Origin of the sequence: Maribacter sp. Asnod2-G09 (assembly GCF_045063795.1) — a bacterium.
In the GTDB taxonomy this organism is placed as follows: Bacteria; Bacteroidota; Bacteroidia; order Flavobacteriales; family Flavobacteriaceae; genus Maribacter.
Window position 1 is genome coordinate 398,234 of the sequence record NZ_JBEFOA010000004.1, and the last position, 18,844, is coordinate 417,077.

General features: G+C 34.9%; 12 protein-coding genes. 2 read left to right on the top strand and 10 right to left on the bottom strand.

Features of this window, described 5'->3' with window-relative positions:
• Position 1: 1 nt before the first annotated feature.
• From ACJJVT_RS08825 to ACJJVT_RS08850, 6 genes are all read right to left on the bottom strand, one after another.
• Positions 2–2,911: a glycoside hydrolase family 3 N-terminal domain-containing protein gene (locus tag ACJJVT_RS08825; protein WP_405398012.1), complete on the bottom strand. Its 2,910-nt coding sequence runs from the start codon at positions 2,909–2,911 to the stop codon at positions 2–4.
• Between the two features lie 94 nt (positions 2,912–3,005).
• The gene (locus ACJJVT_RS08830) at positions 3,006–3,488 is read right to left on the bottom strand and encodes an ABC transporter ATPase (protein WP_405398013.1); all 483 of its coding nucleotides are present in this window, start codon (positions 3,486–3,488) and stop codon (positions 3,006–3,008) included.
• Positions 3,489–3,506: 18 nt separating this feature from the next.
• Positions 3,507–4,298 (bottom strand): (Fe-S)-binding protein, encoded by a 792-nt coding sequence (locus ACJJVT_RS08835; protein ID WP_303599642.1) that lies wholly within the window; start codon positions 4,296–4,298, stop codon positions 3,507–3,509.
• 8 nt (positions 4,299–4,306) lie between these two features.
• Entirely contained in the window at positions 4,307–5,632 is a 1,326-nt protein-coding gene (locus ACJJVT_RS08840; protein WP_405398016.1) for a 4Fe-4S dicluster domain-containing protein, read from the bottom strand.
• A 15-nt stretch (positions 5,633–5,647) separates the two neighbouring features.
• Positions 5,648–6,613 (bottom strand): MlaD family protein, encoded by a 966-nt coding sequence (locus ACJJVT_RS08845; RefSeq protein WP_405398018.1) that lies wholly within the window; start codon positions 6,611–6,613, stop codon positions 5,648–5,650.
• A 47-nt stretch (positions 6,614–6,660) separates the two neighbouring features.
• Entirely contained in the window at positions 6,661–7,956 is a 1,296-nt protein-coding gene (locus tag ACJJVT_RS08850; protein ID WP_405398019.1) for an N-acetylmuramoyl-L-alanine amidase, read from the bottom strand.
• Between the two features lie 104 nt (positions 7,957–8,060).
• Here ACJJVT_RS08850 and ACJJVT_RS08855 point away from each other — a divergent pair, with 104 nt between their 5' ends.
• Both ACJJVT_RS08855 and ACJJVT_RS08860 read left to right on the top strand, forming a co-directional pair.
• Complete coding sequence (locus tag ACJJVT_RS08855; RefSeq protein ID WP_405398022.1) at positions 8,061–10,820, top strand: putative LPS assembly protein LptD; 2,760 nt, start codon at positions 8,061–8,063, stop codon at positions 10,818–10,820.
• Between the two features lie 18 nt (positions 10,821–10,838).
• Positions 10,839–11,219, top strand: coding sequence for a RidA family protein (locus ACJJVT_RS08860; RefSeq protein ID WP_405398024.1), 381 nt, complete (start codon positions 10,839–10,841; stop codon positions 11,217–11,219).
• A 4-nt stretch (positions 11,220–11,223) separates the two neighbouring features.
• Here the strand turns inward: ACJJVT_RS08860 and ACJJVT_RS08865 are convergent, their stop codons facing one another.
• From ACJJVT_RS08865 to ACJJVT_RS08880, 4 genes are all read right to left on the bottom strand, one after another.
• Complete coding sequence (locus tag ACJJVT_RS08865) at positions 11,224–12,075, bottom strand: N-acetylglucosamine kinase (protein WP_405398026.1); 852 nt, start codon at positions 12,073–12,075, stop codon at positions 11,224–11,226.
• A gap of 87 nt (positions 12,076–12,162) precedes the next feature.
• On the bottom strand, positions 12,163–13,164 hold the full coding sequence (gene gap, locus ACJJVT_RS08870) for a type I glyceraldehyde-3-phosphate dehydrogenase (RefSeq protein ID WP_405398028.1): 1,002 nt from the start codon (positions 13,162–13,164) through the stop codon (positions 12,163–12,165).
• A 24-nt stretch (positions 13,165–13,188) separates the two neighbouring features.
• Complete coding sequence (gene pfkA / locus ACJJVT_RS08875; RefSeq protein ID WP_405398030.1) at positions 13,189–14,175, bottom strand: 6-phosphofructokinase; 987 nt, start codon at positions 14,173–14,175, stop codon at positions 13,189–13,191.
• Positions 14,176–14,337: 162 nt separating this feature from the next.
• Positions 14,338–18,747, bottom strand: coding sequence for a translocation/assembly module TamB domain-containing protein (locus ACJJVT_RS08880; protein ID WP_405398031.1), 4,410 nt, complete (start codon positions 18,745–18,747; stop codon positions 14,338–14,340).
• Positions 18,748–18,844: the final 97 nt, after the last annotated feature.

The window sequence follows — 18,844 nt, forward strand, 5'->3', positions numbered from 1 at the left end:
TTTAATTCAGAATTGAATCGTAAATAGCCTGTTGAATTCTAGTTCTTAACCCAGATTTAACTAAAAGTGTGTTAGATGCAGATGGATATGTTCTGTTCGATAAAAATACGTAGACAATTTCTTCTTCTGGATCTGCCCAGGTATACGTACCTGTAAAACCACTGTGACCGAAACTTTTTCTTGAAACACAACCACAAGTAGGACCACTGTGCTGAAGCTGTGGTTTATCAAAACCTACTCCCCTACGCACATTGTTATCGCAAAAGTAACAGGTATTGAATTTCTTAACCGTTCTAGAATCAAAGAATTTAGTACCTCCATAATAGCCATCTTGAAGATACATCTGCATAATCTTGGCAATGTCATTAGAGTTGCTAAAGAGTCCGGCATGACCACCCACGCCTGCTTGCATTGCTGCACCCATATCATGAACGTAACCTTGTACGGTACCATATCTATAATAATTATCCTCCTCAGAAGGTACAATCATATTTTTATCAAACTTCTCTAAAGGGTTATATGAAGTATGGTTTGCCCCTATTCTATTATAAAGAAATTTATTTGTTAGTCCATCTAACCTTTGATTGTAGCTTTCCTCAACAACCTTTTTCATTACATAATAAGGTACGTCGCTGTAACGGTATCTATTAGACTTTAAATCTTGCCTGCCTATTCTATTGTAAATAGAATCTTTATAGGCATCTGCTAAATACAGATTATCATACACTTTCGTTGAAAAACCAGGTAATGGGGAGTTTCTATAAAATTCACCTGAGGGCTTTTTGTTTTCATCTAATGTATTGATGTAAAAAGGAATCCATGCTGGTAAGCGACCATAATGAGAAAGTGCTTTTAAAACAGTTACATTTTTAATTTCGGTGTTTGAATAATTCGGCACCAATTCTTCAAAAGTATTGTTTAAACCTATTCTGCCCTCTTCCTCCATTTTCATTACCATTGGCAAGGTTGCCAATATTTTGGTTAAAGAGGCTAAATCATAAATGTAGTCATTGGTTATTTTTTCTTTGCTATCGTATGTTGGCCTACCAAAACTTTTCTGGTAGATAACTTTTCCTTTTCTGGCTACTAAAACTTGAGCACCTGGAAACATTAAGCTATCTAGCCCATGGCTCATTAATTCATCTATTTCCCTAAGTCCTTTAGAGCTCATACCCACACGTTCTGGAATACTATACCCCAATCTACTTAGAGATTTTACCTGTACACCTGTATTCACAGGGAATTCTTGATGTGCACTAACAGGCAATTTACCGGTAGCACTTACCGCTCCGAATAATACTTCAGCTGTTTTCTCTTGTGCTATATCACTATTTTGATAAGACATTACCACAGCATCGATTGTATCATATGATTTAATATCTGATAACACATATGGTTTGGCAAAAACACAAAGTATAAGATTAGAAGTACGTTCGCTGCCAATTGCTTGCAACCAGTTTAATTCTTTAGTAGAAAACTTATATGATTTCCACGGACTTTCATTACTCTTATGATGACCTACAATAATTAAATTGAAATCTTTAAGTTTAGCTTTCAAGGTATTTATATCATTCGCCTCTACCACCGTAACATCGGCATAATTCTTCAATCCTTTTATGAAAGCCCCGTTATCAGAATCGCCCATTTTCACATAAGCAATCTTCTTATTGTCTAAATTCTTAATAGATAATATATCTAGCTTATTCTTTACAACCGTAATCGCATTCTCAATAGCTTGTTCGTAAATAATATCATCTTCAAGACTATTTAAATCTTCATACAAATTGTTTAAAGAAATAGGTGAGTACTTGTTTAAACCAGCCTTATATTTTGCCTGTAATATTTTTTTAACAGAATAAGCCAAACGCTCTTCAGTCAACTTACCCTTTTCGTAAGCTTTGGTTAATTTTTCTTTTGCGCTTACAATATTCTCTGGCATTAATAACATATCGTTACCTGCCATAAAAGCATCAAGTTCCACACTACCATCTTTACCTTTTGTAGAAACCCCTTTCATATTCAGGGCATCGGTAAATATTAATCCTTCATAGCCTAATTCTTCTTTTAAAATTCCGGATATGATTTGTTCGGATAAAGAAGAAGGCATTCCTTTTTTCATTTCAAGTGCAGGCACCTCTAAGTGGGCTACCATTATACTACTTAAACCTGAACTGATTAATTTCTTAAATGGATAAAGCTCTAAACTATCTAATCGCTTTCTTGAGAACGGAATTACCGGTAAATTGTGATGAGAATCTACTTCTGTATCACCATGACCAGGAAAATGCTTCCCATTTGCCAATACCCCAGCACTCTCCATACCTCTTGCAAAAGCGGTTCCTTTCGCAACTACATTACCTCTATTCTCACCAAAAGAACGATTGCCTATAATCGGATTTTTCGGATTCGTATTAATATCTAAATCTGGAGCAAAATTTATTTGTACTCCTAAACGTTTAGCATGCTTACCAATTTGATACCCTACTTTTTCTACAATCGAATTATCTTGAATGGCACCCAAAGTCATATTCCAAGGGAATGCGTAGGTAGAATCTAATCTCATAGAAAGTCCCCACTCAGCATCCATTCCAATTAATAATGGAACTTTTGAAGCAGCTTGATAATCATTTGTAAGTTTTGCTTGTCGAACAGGTCCGCCTTTAGAAAAGATAACGCCACCCAAATGCTCTTGAAGTATCAAATTCTTAATTTGATCAGTAGCTTGCTTACTTTGATTAGAAGCAACACTTACCATAAATAGCTGACCAAGTTTTTGATCTAAGCTCATTTCAGCATACTGCGCATCTACCCATCTCTGTTGAGCAGTGCTGTCTTTGGTAACTAAGGGGTTTTGAGCCAGTAAACTTGAACCACAAAACAATCCACAAATAAGAATAAAAATATAGCGCATAAAAATATATGTACTGAGATAACTATTATGGATTGAAATTATTGCATTTCATCGATATAACCCAATAAAATCTGATACTTAAGAAGAAATTATGTTAAAGGAAACGAGCATGCCAACTCTCAGAAGCAGGTACTTCCCAATGCTCAAGATACTCTCCTTTATTGGCAACCAGATTGTTGAATACAATCGTATTTTTAGAAATCGCCTTTTGCTTCGCCATAGCCTTAAAATCAATTAAGCTTTTATAAGCTACAAACTCACCTTGTTTGTACGAAACGTTCATTTTATCTAATAGAAGAACATCATATTTCTTTTCTAAAGCCTGTATAAAATGTACAGAAGCATCAATAGAGCAACCAGTAGCCCCTTGTGTGCTTTGATCAAGAGCTATTACAATAAAACGTCTATACTTTATCTCGTAACCTGCATTTAAGTCATTACCGTGAGCGGTCCATGAAGTTAAAAAAGTATCTAAGTCCGATCCAATTTCCGCTATTTCCTTTTCAGAAAATGAACGGTTACATTGATATATCCAAACTCTTGCAGTTTCTGGTAATGTGTTAAATTCTACTAGCAAATTTTAATTTTTTAACTATTATAAGTCTTCGGCCGTTGCAATCATCTCAGCAATATCCATTACCTGAACATCACCTTCTTTTTCTTTATTCTTAACACCATCTGTCATCATCGTGTTACAGAAAGGACAACCTGCCGCAATAATTTCAGGTTTTGTTTCTAATGCTTGCTCTGTACGTTCAATATTCACATCCTTATCACCCTTTTCAGGTTCTTTGAACATTTGAGCACCACCAGCACCACAACAAAGACCTCTTTGCTTGCAGCTTTTCATCTCGATAAGCTCAGCATCTAATTTTCTAATTAAATCTCTTGGTGCCTCGTATACTCCGTTTGCTCTCCCTAAATAACAAGGATCGTGAAATGTTATACGCTTCCCCTTAAAGTTACCGCCTTCCATAGAAATTCTACCATCGTTCAGTAAATCTTTAAGAAACTGTGTATGGTGTACAACTTCATAATTACCACCTAAGCCAGGGTATTCGTTTTTTATCGTATTAAAACAATGCGGACACGCTGTTACTATCTTCTTAATTTCATAAGCGTTCAGCACCTCTATATTAGTTACTGCTTGCATCTGAAACAAAAACTCATTACCAGCACGTTTTGCAGGATCACCAGTACAACTTTCTTCTGTACCAAGTACTGCAAAAGATACATTAGCCTTATTCAAAATCTTTACGAAGGCTTTCGTTATTTTCTTTGCTCTATCATCAAAACTACCAGCACAACCTACCCAAAACAAAACTTCAGGTACAGTTCCCGACGCAAAAAATTCTGCCATTGTAGGCACTTTTAATTCACTTGCCATATCTATCTTTAAGATTCTTTACTCCAATTTAAACGGTCCATTTGGTTAAATGGCCAAGGTGCTCCATTATTCTCAATATTACCCATCATGTTATTCAAATCTGTAGGAGCTGCAGATTGTTCCATAACCAAATACTGTCTCATATCCATAATAATAGAAAGAGGATCAATACTTATTGGGCAAGCCTCTACACAAGCATTACATGATGTACACGCCCATAACTCTTCGGGAGTAATAAAATCGTTTAATAATTGCTTACCATCGTCTTTAAACTCACCATTATTAGCATCTATATTCTTACCCACTTCCTCTAAACGATCACGGGTATCCATCATAATCTTACGAGGAGATAATTTTTTTCCGGTCTGGTTTGCAGGGCATTCACTAGTGCAACGACCACATTCTGTACATGTGTATGCATTTAGCAATTGTACCCAACTTAAGTCTTGTACGTCTGATGCCCCAAATTTATCTGGAACAACAGCATCCTCAGCAGGTTCTGCGTAAGGATCAGCATCTGGGTCCATCATCATTTTAACTTCATCTGTAACAGACTGTAAATTTCTAAACTGTCCTTTTGGCGTCAACTTACCGTAATATGTATTTGGGAAAGCCAAAAGTATATGCAGGTGCTTTGAGTAGTATAAGTAGTTTAGGAAAAATAAAATTCCTGCAATATGTACCCACCAAGCGGTGCGTTCTATCAACACCAAAGTAGAAATAGACATACCTTCAAACATAGGAGCTATAAAACTACTTACTGGGAAAGACCCAGCAGCAGCATAATGTTCTGCGCCCATTTGTTGTAATTGGTAGTCTGCACCGTTCATGGTTAAAAATAAGACCATTAATACGAGCTCAATATAAAGAATAAGATTTCCGTCTTTTTTAGGCCACCCTTCCATTTCTGGTTTAAAGAATCGCTTCAATTTTATTACATTCCTTCTAATCCAGAAAACAACAACAGCTATGATAACCAATAAGGCTAACACCTCAAATGATCCAATTAAGAAATCATATACAGGTCCTAATACCGCAAACATTCTGTGTGTACCAAAAATACCATCTAAAATAATTTCTAGAACTTCAATATTTATAATAACAAAACCAACATAAACAATGATATGTAGTGCTCCTGCAATTGGGCGCACTACCATTTTAGATTGCCCTAGAGCAATCTTTGCCATGTTTTTCCAACGTTGTGGTTTGTTATCTGTTACCGAAGCTTCCTTACCTAAAAAAATATTTCGTTTCAACCTTGAAACATTTTTTACAAAGAAACCAATACCTACTATTAGCAGGACTACAAAAATAATATTAGGGAGATATTGCATATAAATTAATCTTCTTTACTTCTCAATTGAATTTGCCGCTGGATCATCTTCTGGTACTTCGTAATCTTTCTGCTTTTTACCAAAAACGGAAACATTTACATACCTCTTCGGATTTAAACGAAAATCTTGTAACAGCAAATCTAACTCACGTGATGCACTATTTAAGTTACCATACAGTTCCTTATCATTCATAAGTAAACCAAGTGACCCATCGCCATTTTCGATTTTCTCTGTAACCTTGTCTAAGCTAGCCATAGTAGATTCTAAACTTGCTAAGGTTCTACCTAAGCCTGCAGAATTTAATGAATCTGAAAGTTTTGCAAAATTAGCGGTTAGTTGTTCAAAGTTCTCGAACGAGCTATTTAGCTTTTCTTTATTACCATCTAAAACAGAATTAAGTTGCGTTGCGCTACCGTTCAGTGTTGTAATCAAAGTATTTAAACCGCCAATTACCTCTTTAAGTTCTTTTTTGGTCTTTTCATCTAAAACAGAGTTTACATTAACCAAAACAGAGTCTGCACCAGAGATGGCAGATTCTACTTTACGTACTAACGGATTTAGTTTTTGCTGTGCCAAATCTGTAATACCAGGTCTGGTTTCTGTACGTAGTGTATCGCCTGATTGTGCAAAAGCTTCATCAAATATGGGTTTAATCTGTAGCCCTTTACCACCTATTATACCAGTATCGTACAATTCAACGGTACTATTTTTAGAAAATTTAAATTTATTACCAACCGTAAAAGTCACTAACAGATTTCCTTTATCGTCTAAAAATTTGATATCGTTAACCTTACCTACGCTAAAGCCGTTAATAGATACAGTAGTACCTGATTGTAAACCGCCAACATTTGGGTATACGGCAAAAAATGTTTTACTATTATCAAAAAGTGGAGTCGACTTTAAATAGCTGAATCCCATGATGAACAGTAATATGCCACCAATAACAATAATTCCTGTTTTTAATTCTCTAGATAGTTTCAAGCAATTATATTTTTAGTACTCTCAAAATTATGAATAATATTTACACTTTATGGTGTAAAATTAGAAACCTCGTCAATAGCATCTTGAATCGGAATTCTCTCGCCTAATTTATAGGCAACAATATATGCGGTTGCATAGCCTTTTTCTTGAGCTTGAGACTGCATCATTTTTGCTTCTCTATACGATCTTGTTTCACCATACATATAACGATACAAGTTCTTAAAAGGTTCTTGAGAAAGATTCGAAAGTCCTTTAAAATTACTAGAACTAAGCGGAACATTCTTACTACTTGCCATCAATTGAATTTTAAAGACAATAGAATTCGCAACTTCTTTTTCATTAATTGCCTCTTTAACCTTCACAACAGGTACTTCTGCTACAACTTCTTTAACTTCTTCAACCTTAGGTGTCGAAATAATTTCTTTAGGCTGCTCTACTTCAGCGACTACCTCTTTTACAGGTTCAAGAACTACTTCCTTTTTTTCTTCAACCTTTTCTATAACCGCTTCTTGTACCGGCGGTGCCTTTGGCTGAGTAACTGTAGTAGCTACAGATTGTGCTGTAGGCTGAACACCTTCTTTATAATGCAATATTGCCTTAGCAATAGCATCGCCCATATCATTCTGGCCCTTAGTGGAGTTTAAATAAGCCCCTTCATCTTTATTGGTTAAGAACCCTGTTTCAACTAAAACGCTTGGCATAAAAGTTTGATGCAATACAATAAAACCTGCTTGCTTTACTTTTCTGTCTGTTCTCTTTAACTGACTAGAGAAATTTTCTTGAATCATTGTCGCCAAAGCCACACTTTGATCTAAAAACTCTTCTTGCATAATCGTTAATCCGATAACAGATTCAGGAGAATTAATATCGTAATCAGCATATCTATTTTCGTAATTATCCTCTAAATATATTACCGAGTTTTCTTTCTTCGCTATTTCAAAATTCTGTTTATTGGCGTGAAGACCCAATACAAAGGTACCTGCACCATGCGCGTCTGAAGTATGAGAATCGCAATGCACAGAAACAAATAAATCTGCATTTGCTTTATTTGCGACCTCTCCCCTAACGTATAAATCAATAAACGTATCGTCTTTACGTGTGTAAATAACTTTAATATCTTTATTCTTAGAAAGTATCTCACCTACTTTCAAAACAATATTTAAAGCTATTTTTTTCTCTAAATAGCCATTTCCTAGGTTACCAGGATCATGACCACCGTGCCCTGCATCAAGCACAACAATAAAAGGATCATCTGATTTTATTTCCTCATCAGACACCGTAAAAGACAGAAGTAATAACGCTGTTGTTAAAACTAAAGAAATGCTAAAGAATTTTATTTTCATATGTGTTAGGGATTATATCGCCCTGATAATGGTTAAATTTATTGTAAGACCCTACATAGGGATTAAAAAATATATGTAAGTTTGACATCTTAAATAACGGCTCATTGGACCGCCAAACCTTTACAAAAATAGGATATATAGCATTGCAATCAAACAAACATTACTTACTTTTCCTATTCTTCGTCTTTGCCAATGCTTTTTACGCTGTTGGTCAAGAAGGTAAAATCACGACTCTTAATATCAAAGAAGAAAGAGAGGCAATAATCGCGCCATTGTTTCCGCCAACCGCCATAAGAGACTCCATTGCCAATGATTCTTTAGTAGCTGATTCTCTTAATCAAAAACCACCTTTATTATTAGATAAGATAAAATATAAAGCAAAAGACTACGTAAAGTTAAGTCAAAAAGAAAATAAAATTTACCTGTACAACGAAGCAGAAATCTATTATCAAGATACCGAACTTAAGGCAGGTATCATCATCATGGATTATATTAAAAATGAAGTCTACGCGGGTAGAATGGTAGATTCTTTAGGCAATTACACCCAATTACCATACTTCAAACAAGGTACAAATATTGTTATACCAGATTCTATACGTTTTAATTTCGATACTCAAAAAGCACTTATTTGGAATTCGAGAACAGAACAACAAGCGGCAGCAGGTGCTTTAGGTAGTGATGCCATGAAAGTTTATGCTGAAATCACCAAAAAGGAGAATGACTCGGTTTATTTTTTAAGTGAAGGAAAGCTGACCACATCTACAGATACTATAAATCCTGATTATTACATACGAGTACGAAAAGCGAAATTTGTTCCTAAAAAGAAGGTAATTGCAGGTTTCAGTAATTTATATATTGCCGACGTACCAACACCAATTGCGATGCCTTTTGCATATTTTCCGCTCTCTCAAGGTAGATCAGCTGGTATTTTAATGCCCTCATTTGGTAATGACCCTAATACAGGATACTTTCTACAGGACATGGGATACTATGTTCCTCTTGGTGACTATGCAGATGTTACACTTTCTGGAGATTTTTACACCAATGGTAGTTACGCATTTAGAACCGCTTCAATTTACACGAAACGATATAAATACCGAGGTAATCTTAACTTAAGATATGAAAACCAAGTAACAAGCCAAAAAGGCTTTAGCGACTATAGCTTATCCAGAAATTATAATATTCAATTTTCGCATTCGCAGGATACAAAATCGAGTCCGAATTCACGATTTTCAGCATCCGTAAACTTGGGTAGTAGTGAGTATTACCGAAATTCTTTACAACAACGAAATTTACCGAATACACAGAATAATACCTTATCGTCATCGATATCGTATTCAAAAACATTCCCAAATTATCCGTCGGTGAATATGAGTTTAACGGCTACACATTCACAATTAACATCAGCAACTGCCACAGAATCTGACACAGATAACATTACCATGACCTTGCCTACATTTCAAGCAAGTGTAGAGCGTATTTACCCTTTCGTAAAACGAGATGGCATAAAAAAGGGAATTATCGATAATATCAATTTTCAGTATAGCGTAAATGCACAAAATAGGCTTACTACTAACGACGATGATTTTTTAACCACCAAAATGTTTGATAATGCTCGCGCAGGTGTAAGTCATAGCATCCCAATTGCAACGAACTTTAAAGTAGCTAAGTTTTTTAGTGTTAGTGTTGGTGGTAATTATGAAGATGTTTGGTCTTTAGAAACCTATAACAGAAGTTATGACAATGAACTAGAAGAAGTCGTAATAGATACAGTTAGCGGATTTGACCGTTACAACACCTACAACTTCAGTGCAAGTGTAGGAACAACCTTATATGGAACATATGTTTTTGGTGAGGATAAAAAATTTCAAGCACTAAGGCACACAGTAAGGCCATCATTAAGTTATGGCTACGCACCATCATTTGAACAGTTTTATGATGAATATCTTATTGGTGATGATGTTGAAGTTCAGTATAGCCGATTTACAGGAACATTAAACGGAGCGCCATCGTTAGGGAAGTCAAACAGCTTAAGCTTCTCTTTAGCCAACACATTAGAGGCAAAAGTAAGAGATAAGGATTCCACCAAAACCGAACCCAAGAAAATATCGCTATTAAGCAATTTTAATATTTCTACAGGATATAATTTTGAATCAGATTCCTTAAAATTGAATCCGGTAAGTATTAACGGGGGAACTAATATTCTTGATAACAAAATGTCGATAAACTTCTCTGCCGGTTTAGACCCCTATGCTATTGATAACAACGGAAGAAGAATAGACACTTGGAATATTGATAACGGCGGAAGTCTTTTTAGATTAACCAGAGCAAACGCCAATGTATCATACTCCATTAGCAGCGAAATGTTCGGTAAAAAAGACGATAAAGACAGAGACGATGAAGAAGAGCTAGACCCCTTCGATTATGTAGCTCAAAGTGGCGGTAGAGATGATGACCTTTTTGGTAGAGCCGATGATTTCAATTCTAATCCCGTTAGAAAAGACGATAAGAATTCTGATGTAGAGAACCCTATATTCGGCACCAAAATACCCTGGAACTTTAGACTTGCCTATTCGGCTAATTATAGCAATTCAGCTCGACAAAGTGAATTTAGTAGTCATTCGCTAATGTTCTCTGGAGATATAGAACTTGCACCACGTTGGTCTGTTGGCGGATCCTCTGGTTACGATTTCAAAAACCAAGGTTTTACCTTAACCCAATTGCGTTTTCAAAGAGATTTAAAGAGTTTTACCATGCGCTTTAACTGGACACCATTCGGAACTTATAAAAGATGGTACTTCTTTATTGGTATAGATTCTTCGATACTTAAAGATCTTAAGTGGGAAAACAGAAGCCAAAACTAACACTAAATTTTATTGAACATGAAAAAAATCATCAATACAGTTAATGCTCCTGCACCTATAGGACCATACAATCAAGCAACTTTAAGTAATGGAACTTTATATATTTCTGGTCAAATTCCTTTAGACCCTATAAGCGGAGAATTAGTTTCTGGAGATATCAAATTAGAGACGAAACAGTCTATGGAAAATTTAAAGGCCATTTTAACCGAAGCTGAAATGACCTTTGAAAATGTTGTGAAGTCGTCTATTTTTCTTAGTGACATGAAACAATTCACTGAAGTCAACGAAGTATATGCTTCTTATTTTAATGCAGAAACTGCACCAGCAAGAGAAACAGTAGAAGTTGCAAATTTACCTAAGTTCGTAAATGTTGAAATTTCTATGATTGCCGTAAAATAAAATCTTACATATTAGATCGGTGAAAATCGACCAAACCTTCAATAGGTCTTTGTCTAATTACACCAACGATTAAATCATTTCTAAGCAATACAGAAGTTAATTCATCTCTTAGATAATGCGCAATACTACCTACAAAATTGATTGGAACCTTCGTCGCCAATTCAAATTGCATTACGTAGTTATTTATAAATTGCTGAAAGCCTTTATCTATAACACCTTTAGCATACGGGTGATCTTTGTTCTCTATTAAAAAACGAGCAAAGGTCGCTAAGTATGTATTTGGGTTAGGCTGCTTGTATAAGTTTTCTTTGATTACATCAGCATCCAAATCATGAGAAGCAGCAAATTTATGTGCTAAATCAGATGGCATTTTATGAAAATAGTAATCACGAATAAGCTTACGCCCAAAGAAGTTTCCACTACCATCATCCATAGGTATATACCCCAATGATGTTACTTTCTGAAATAACTGATTACCATCATAATAACTACAGTTAGAACCCGTACCCAATATACAAACGATACCTTGATGACCAACTTTTGTTGTAGCAAATATGGCAGCATACGTATCTTCTTTTACATCGGCTTTTGCATTAGGGAAATAATCTTTAAAGATTGCCTTTAAAAATAACTTCATACGATCAGTACCACAACCGGCACCATAGAAATAAAGGTGTGACACCTTTTCTCTATTTTTAGAAAGTTCAAAATTATTCGCTAAGCGATCTTCAATAACATCTTTCGTCAACACCTCAGGACTCAACCCTAAAGTTTGCGTTAAAAAAAGTTGTTCGCCACTTTCATCCAAAGCAATCCAATCTGACTTGGTTGCGCCACTATCTACTATTAAAATCATATACCGAATGTCTTTAAAAAATAATCCTGAAAATAAGGAAAAACTGCCTCATTTTCAGGATATATCTTTGTTATACTAAAATGAAGGTTATAAGGTATTAACGTGCTGCATTAAGTCTACCATTTTATTGGAGAAACCAGCTTCGTTATCATACCAAGAAATTAACTTGAAGAAAGTAGAATTTAATTCGATACAAGCACCTGCATCAAAAATACTAGTTCTAGAATCGCCAATAAAATCTTGAGAAACAACGCTCTCTTCTGTATAACCTAATACACCTTTTAATTCACCCTCTGAAGCTGCTTTAAAAGCTTTTTTAATTTCTTCTAAAGAAGTTGATTTTTTAACTTTCACAGTTAAATCTACTACAGAAACATCAGCAGTTGGCACTCTAAAAGCCATACCAGTAAGTTTTCCTTTCAATTCAGGTATTACTTTAGTTACTGCAACAGCAGCACCTGTAGAAGCAGGTATAATGTTCAACATTGCACTTCTACCACCTCTCCAGTCTTTTCTAGAAGGACCATCAACAGTCATTTGCGTAGCAGTAGTTGCATGAACAGTAGTCATCAATGCTTCTTCAATACCAAAGTTATCATTAACAACTTTAGCTAAAGGAGCTAAACAGTTTGTAGTACAAGATGCATTAGAAACAATAGTATCAGTTGCTTTAACATCTTTATGGTTTACCCCGACTACGAACATTGGCGCATCTTTAGAAGGAGCAGATATTACAACTTTCTTAGTACCACCATCAATATGATATTGAGCAGTTTCTAATGTTGTAAAAATACCAGTACATTCTGCAACAGTTGTTGCACCTACTTCATCCCACTTACAATTTTTAGGATCTCTCTCTGCAGTAATACGTACAGTTTTACCGTTTACGATTAAGTGACCATCTTTTACATCAACAGTACCATCGAATTTACCGTGAACAGAATCATATTTCAATAAGTAAGCTAAGTGCTCAACATCTAATAAATCGTTGATAGCTACTACATCTACATCACCACGCTTAATTGTAGTTCTGAAGACCAATCTACCTATTCTACCGAAACCGTTAATTCCTATTTTCAAATTTGACATTTTCTCTATTTTTAATTTTTAAAATTATGTAGTCATTATTTCTGAAACTCTTATGAGCTCCTTATCAATTTTTGTATGCCCTTTAATCGCCTTGTTGATAGGCGTTAATGTAAGTTTGTTATCTTGTATACCCACCATAAGGTTTGTCTTACCTTCTAACAAAGCCTCTACAGCCTTTACTCCCATTCTACTTGCTAGAACGCGGTCGTAACAAGATGGCGCACCACCTCTTTGCATATGCCCTAGTACAGAAACACGCACGTCATATATCGGCAAATGTTCTTCAACATATTCTTTAAGTTCGAATACGTTTTTACCAGATTTATCACCTTCGGCAACAATTACAATACTTGAAGATTTACCAGATTCTTTACTTCTTTTTAAAGATTCAAGCAATCGATCTAAACCTAAATTTTCTTCTGGTATCAAAATTTCCTCAGCACCTGCACCTACACCTGCGTTCAACGCTATATGCCCAACATCTCTACCCATTACTTCTACGAAGAAAAGTCTATTGTGAGAACTTGCCGTATCTCTAATTTTATCAATACACTCTACCACAGTATTTAACGCCGTGTCAAAACCTAAGGTGAATGTTGTACCGAAAATATCATTATCAATTGTACCAGGAATACCGATTACTGGAAAATCATACTCTCTATTGAAGATCATAGCACCTGTAAAACTACCATCACCACCAATTACGACAAATGCATCTATACCTGCCTTTAATAATTGTTCGTGAGCTGTCTTTCTACCTTCCGGTGTTCTAAAGTCGTCACAACGGGCAGATTTCAGTATCGTACCTCCTTTATTAATAATATTATTTACGCTTCGAGCGTCCATAGGTTTAAAATCCCCCTCTATCATACCTTGGTACCCTCTGTAGACTGCAACACAATCTACCTTCATGTAGGCACACGTACGAACAACTGATCTTATGGCTGCATTCATACCTGGTGAATCACCTCCTGAAGTCAGTACCGCTATTTTTTTTATTTCTGAAGACATTGAAAAATTTAAGCCAACGAAAGTAAGAAATCTTAGTCGAAATCGGAACAAAACTCAGTCGCATTTTAAGAAAAAATCAACGAAAAGGATTTCGCTGTAACAGATTAACAGTCAAATTCTTAAAATTTGTTATTTATTCACAAAGAGAGAAGTATTTACCTGTTAATTTAATGATTTTGGCTTATCGTAAAAACGGATTAAGCTATCATTACCCATGACAGAAGATGGGGTTTCAATTTCTTTTACAGGTTCTTCCTTTTCAACCGGCTTAGTGGCCAATATTTTTTGAAAGAGTTCTTTGAAATTATTGAAATCTACTTCATAGGATATACCCGCCCCTTGAGTAGAGCCCTGTTGATCAGATAAATATGCCTGTATTTCACTTTGTCTACTAAAGAAATTAGCACTTAGCGTACCTTCTTCGTTTAATAATACCTGTATTTCAAAATCACCCGCCACCAATGTTTCGCTAGAAGCACCCACCGGTACACCTACTTTACCATTAAATAGTATTCTATCTGATATTTGCGTAGATACCGTAACCCCAATTCTATCGTCGGTTTCTATATCTGCCGATCGATCAAGTATACCTTGTTCGTAAGAAAGTCCTAAATTAAATTTATCATTACCTCCACTCAAAATAGAATTTAGAATACTCGAAGCACTTTGTACTAAGTTACCCGTTATCGCCTGTTGGTTAATTCCACTTTGCGAATTCACAAAAGTACCTTGTGCTAATAAGAATATGGCATTCTTCTCCTCAACCGTTGGATCTTGCAAAGTATATTCTAACTCTGACTTAACTATTGAGCTCGTACCTGGGAATTCGATTCCAAAATCAATATCAGGACTTTGTAATTCACCTGTTAAACTAATAATAACATCTGTTGGTATTCTACGTGTAAATCCGGCATCATCAAGTAATGGCGCAGGGTTGGCATTTAAAGAATATACCGCCTCCATATCTAAGATTGCCTCCAAAGGCTTTTGATCCCAATTTATAGTTCCACCGGGTTTCACCTTAAACCTTTTATCAATTATTCCGCCGAACTTATAATTAAAGTCCCCTGTAACTACAACATAATCTCCATACATTTCAAACTTACCATTCGTATTGATCTGTATTAAAATAATACCTACTCCGGTACCTTTTAAAGAACTTCCTGTTTTAGTGTCCGTCACAATTTCAACCTCGGCATCAGGTGTAATATCTAAATTGAACTCCAACTCCAAGCCTTGATAATCTTTTAATTGACGCTGATTTTCAATTCTTTGCTTATCCTTCTTTTCTAAAAAATTAATGAAGGAGTAATCACCGACACTAGCTACATCACTTAAAGGTATTTTCAATGATGTACCTTTTGCGGTAGACCCATCAACAGTAATATTCAAAGCAGTTGTAGGACCGTAAATACGACCAGTACCATTTAAATACCCTGTACCATAGTACAATTCTCCCTCTTTAAACTCTGTATTCAGAATTAAAAATTTGTCTTTTTTGGTATCTACATTTAAGTCTAAAACCCAATCTTTAAAGAAACTATGTGTAATAGTACCATCTAAATTTGCCCGTGTGCCTTTTGCAACATCTTCTAAGGCTATATTTTCAAAATCAAATGTCTGATCTTTAAGAACTACCCGTGAACGCGGAGCGAAACCGTAATCAACATTTAAATAAGGTACTGCAATACCAGCATTATCTAAAGTCAGCAAACCATTAAAACTCGGATTATCTACATTGCCCTCAATCTTAACCCTACCATCGATATCGCCTCGTATATTATCTATTACCCCTTCGCCTAACGGACTAAATGGCTCTAAACCAAAGTTGTTGAAATTGGCAATTAGGTTTGCTTTAGGTATATCTCCTTTATTCTCTATACTGCCAACTACACTAAATTTTTCAACATTGTTATCAGATAATTGAGAATTTACCTGAAACTCAGATAAATCTTTATTCCCAATAATATTGATTGCTAAATCACCTAACGGAATATTATTAATTCCGAATTGATCGATATTTAAGTTCGATGATGGTAAATAGATTCCGTCTTTCTGTAGAACATTTAAAGTACCATTGACTTCCCCTTGCAGTTTCAAGCTATCAATTACCGGTGTTATTTTATCTAAGGATACAATTTTGAACTGAAGTTGAAGATCTTTGTACGTAGAATCTGCCAACTGCCCTTTTAGCCGTATTTGCTCTTTTTCTTCATTATTCATTACAATTTCTTGAATTGTAATACTATCTAAAGCCCTATTCAGTATAACTTTATTCTTGGTGTCGCCATCTTTGTTCAACACCCATTTATTGCCTTTAAAATTGACATCAGACGTTTTAAGACCAATGACAGACTTATTGTCCTTATTAAAAGTGTGGTAAAAATTCAAGTTATAAGAATCGTCAAAATCACTGCCTCCTTTAAATTCAGACCTAAAGAACAGCGTATCTTTTAATGTGGTATTAATTAGGTTGAAGTCTTTAAAATTATAATAAGGTGTATCTAACTCACCCACAGAAACGAATGTGTTAAACAGCGGATTCTTATTATCAATTCTAACTTCGATATTATCGGCAGCCGTACCAAATGCCTCAATACTAGGTGACTCAAAATTTAACTTAAAATCGCCTTCGTCTGCAACAATATTACCCTTTATGAAAGTATTAGGGTCAAACCGAACTTCAGGAAAAAACACATCTACAATTTTATTATAAATTTTAAAATTGAAAGAAAGATTTTGACCATCAGATATTTGAAACGGCCTGTAGTTTGTATAAATACTACCCAAAGAGTTCTGCACAAGTTTACCCAATTCTCGTACTTTAAAATTACCCTTCATAAAACCGGTAATAATATCTGGAGAATTTATATTAATTGTACGCTCACGATTTTCTCCAAAATTAGAGGTCACCGCAAAGTCTTCAAAATAATAGGTGTCGTTTACATTTTGATAGCTCGTTTGGGTAAAGTTTATATCACCAATGATATTATCTAAGGTGGTACCCGTAATATCCATACTAACATTTCCTTTAAAAATAGAAACGCTGTCATTTATGATATTCAATTTCTTTAGATCGGCATAATCTACCGAGGCAATAAAATTGAAATTATTTCTAGTTTCTGCAACATTCGCAAGACCCTTAAAGTTAAATTTAAAATTCTCGTCATTACTAATCAAAGAACCATCGAACAATTGATCTTTAATTAAACCCGAAACTTTTAAATCTTGATAATTATAGTTATTAAATTCAATAGAATATATTTGACCTATAACCTCTGTATTCAGTTTCTCTTTTACAAAACCCTTACCCTCGACATTAAAATCTAAAGTTGTTTTACCAAGATTTTTATTCTCGGTAAAATCACCTAAATCAAAATCAATTAAAGAGATGAAACCCTTGTAAGTTGCATTATCAATATTATTAAAATCACTTAAAACGATATCGGCATAACTACTACCAACAGCAGTATTTAAGTTCACTTTCGCATCTACCGAAGAATTGGTGATAAAGGCATTACCACGAATAGTAAATTGCCCCAATTTACTGAAAGAAGACGGCAAAGATTTACCGATTAAATTAGGCAACAAAGCATTTAATTGGTAATAACTACTAGTAACATTTTTCATTTCAGCATTTAAACTGAAGGGCTTTTGTTTGCTAAATAAGTTCTTGAAATTAAAATCGCCACGTATGCCAGTGTCATCAGAAAACAAGAAAAGATCATCTGTATTTAAATCATTTAAAACCCCGTTAACGTTAGCATTAAAGGTTACTTCTTTTCCTTTTCCAAATTCATTATACAGTAAATTAACCTCGTCAAAAGCGACTAAAGACTCCTTAAATTCTGCAACAACATTTACTTTATTTAAAAAATCTTTAAAATCTTCACGATTATAATTAAATACGAGATTACCATCTAAAGCAGAAAGCGGTGTTTTTATTTTCAAAGAATCGAAACGCATTTGCTGCTTCGTATACTTAAAATTTGTTGCCAATTTTTCTACTTTTAATCCTCGGTTGCTATAGAAAGACATTTCTTGTATATCTGTAGAAACCTCTGGACCAAGAATTAAAAAATCGGCTGCACCAATATTAAGACTATCAAAATTTAAAATAGTAGTGTTATTTAAATTTTCATCAATATACTTGAACCTACTATTTTCAATATCTACATACGATGAAGAAAGCCTAAAGGGCGGTGTACCAGGCGCCCGAGGTTTGCCATCATCAAGCTTATCTACAAAAACCTCAAGATTGGTATTCGTTTCTCCGAAATATGTCTTTAGCTTAAAGTTTAATTTATCAACCGAAATATCACCAAATTCTAAGTTACCCTGCACCAAATTATTGATACTTAAAATGGATGTTTTAAGCTCATTGACATAGAATAAAGTATCTTGTTTGTAGTCTTCGATAAAAACACCTTCCAAACCTGTATTCCAAGAAATCAACGAAACCTTTAAGCGCTCAATATTAATATGTGTACCGTATTGCTTGTTAATTTTTTTCGTAGCAAACTGCGCCAGTAAGGTCTGTACCACTGGCAACGAAAAAATGATAGTACCCAAAACACATATCAGCAAAAGCACCAATAATGTTCGAACCAATATTTTTCTCAGTTTTTTGATAGGTCTTTATGTTTTACCTTTGTTATTCAAATTTTAT

Bases quoted from the DNA above. Each gene is read 5' to 3' on its own strand.
- ACJJVT_RS08825 (WP_405398012.1), bottom strand. From the start codon at position 2,911: ATGCGCTATATTTTTATTCTTATTTGTGGATTGTTTTGTGGTTCAAGT.
- ACJJVT_RS08835 (WP_303599642.1), bottom strand. From the start codon at position 4,298: ATGGCAAGTGAATTAAAAGTGCCTACAATGGCAGAATTTTTTGCGTCG.
- ACJJVT_RS08840 (WP_405398016.1), bottom strand. From the start codon at position 5,632: ATGCAATATCTCCCTAATATTATTTTTGTAGTCCTGCTAATAGTAGGT.
- ACJJVT_RS08850 (WP_405398019.1), bottom strand. From the start codon at position 7,956: ATGAAAATAAAATTCTTTAGCATTTCTTTAGTTTTAACAACAGCGTTA.
- ACJJVT_RS08860 (WP_405398024.1), top strand. From the start codon at position 10,839: ATGAAAAAAATCATCAATACAGTTAATGCTCCTGCACCTATAGGACCA.
- ACJJVT_RS08865 (WP_405398026.1), bottom strand. From the start codon at position 12,075: ATGATTTTAATAGTAGATAGTGGCGCAACCAAGTCAGATTGGATTGCT.
- gap (WP_405398028.1), bottom strand. From the start codon at position 13,164: ATGTCAAATTTGAAAATAGGAATTAACGGTTTCGGTAGAATAGGTAGA.
- pfkA (WP_405398030.1), bottom strand. From the start codon at position 14,175: ATGTCTTCAGAAATAAAAAAAATAGCGGTACTGACTTCAGGAGGTGAT.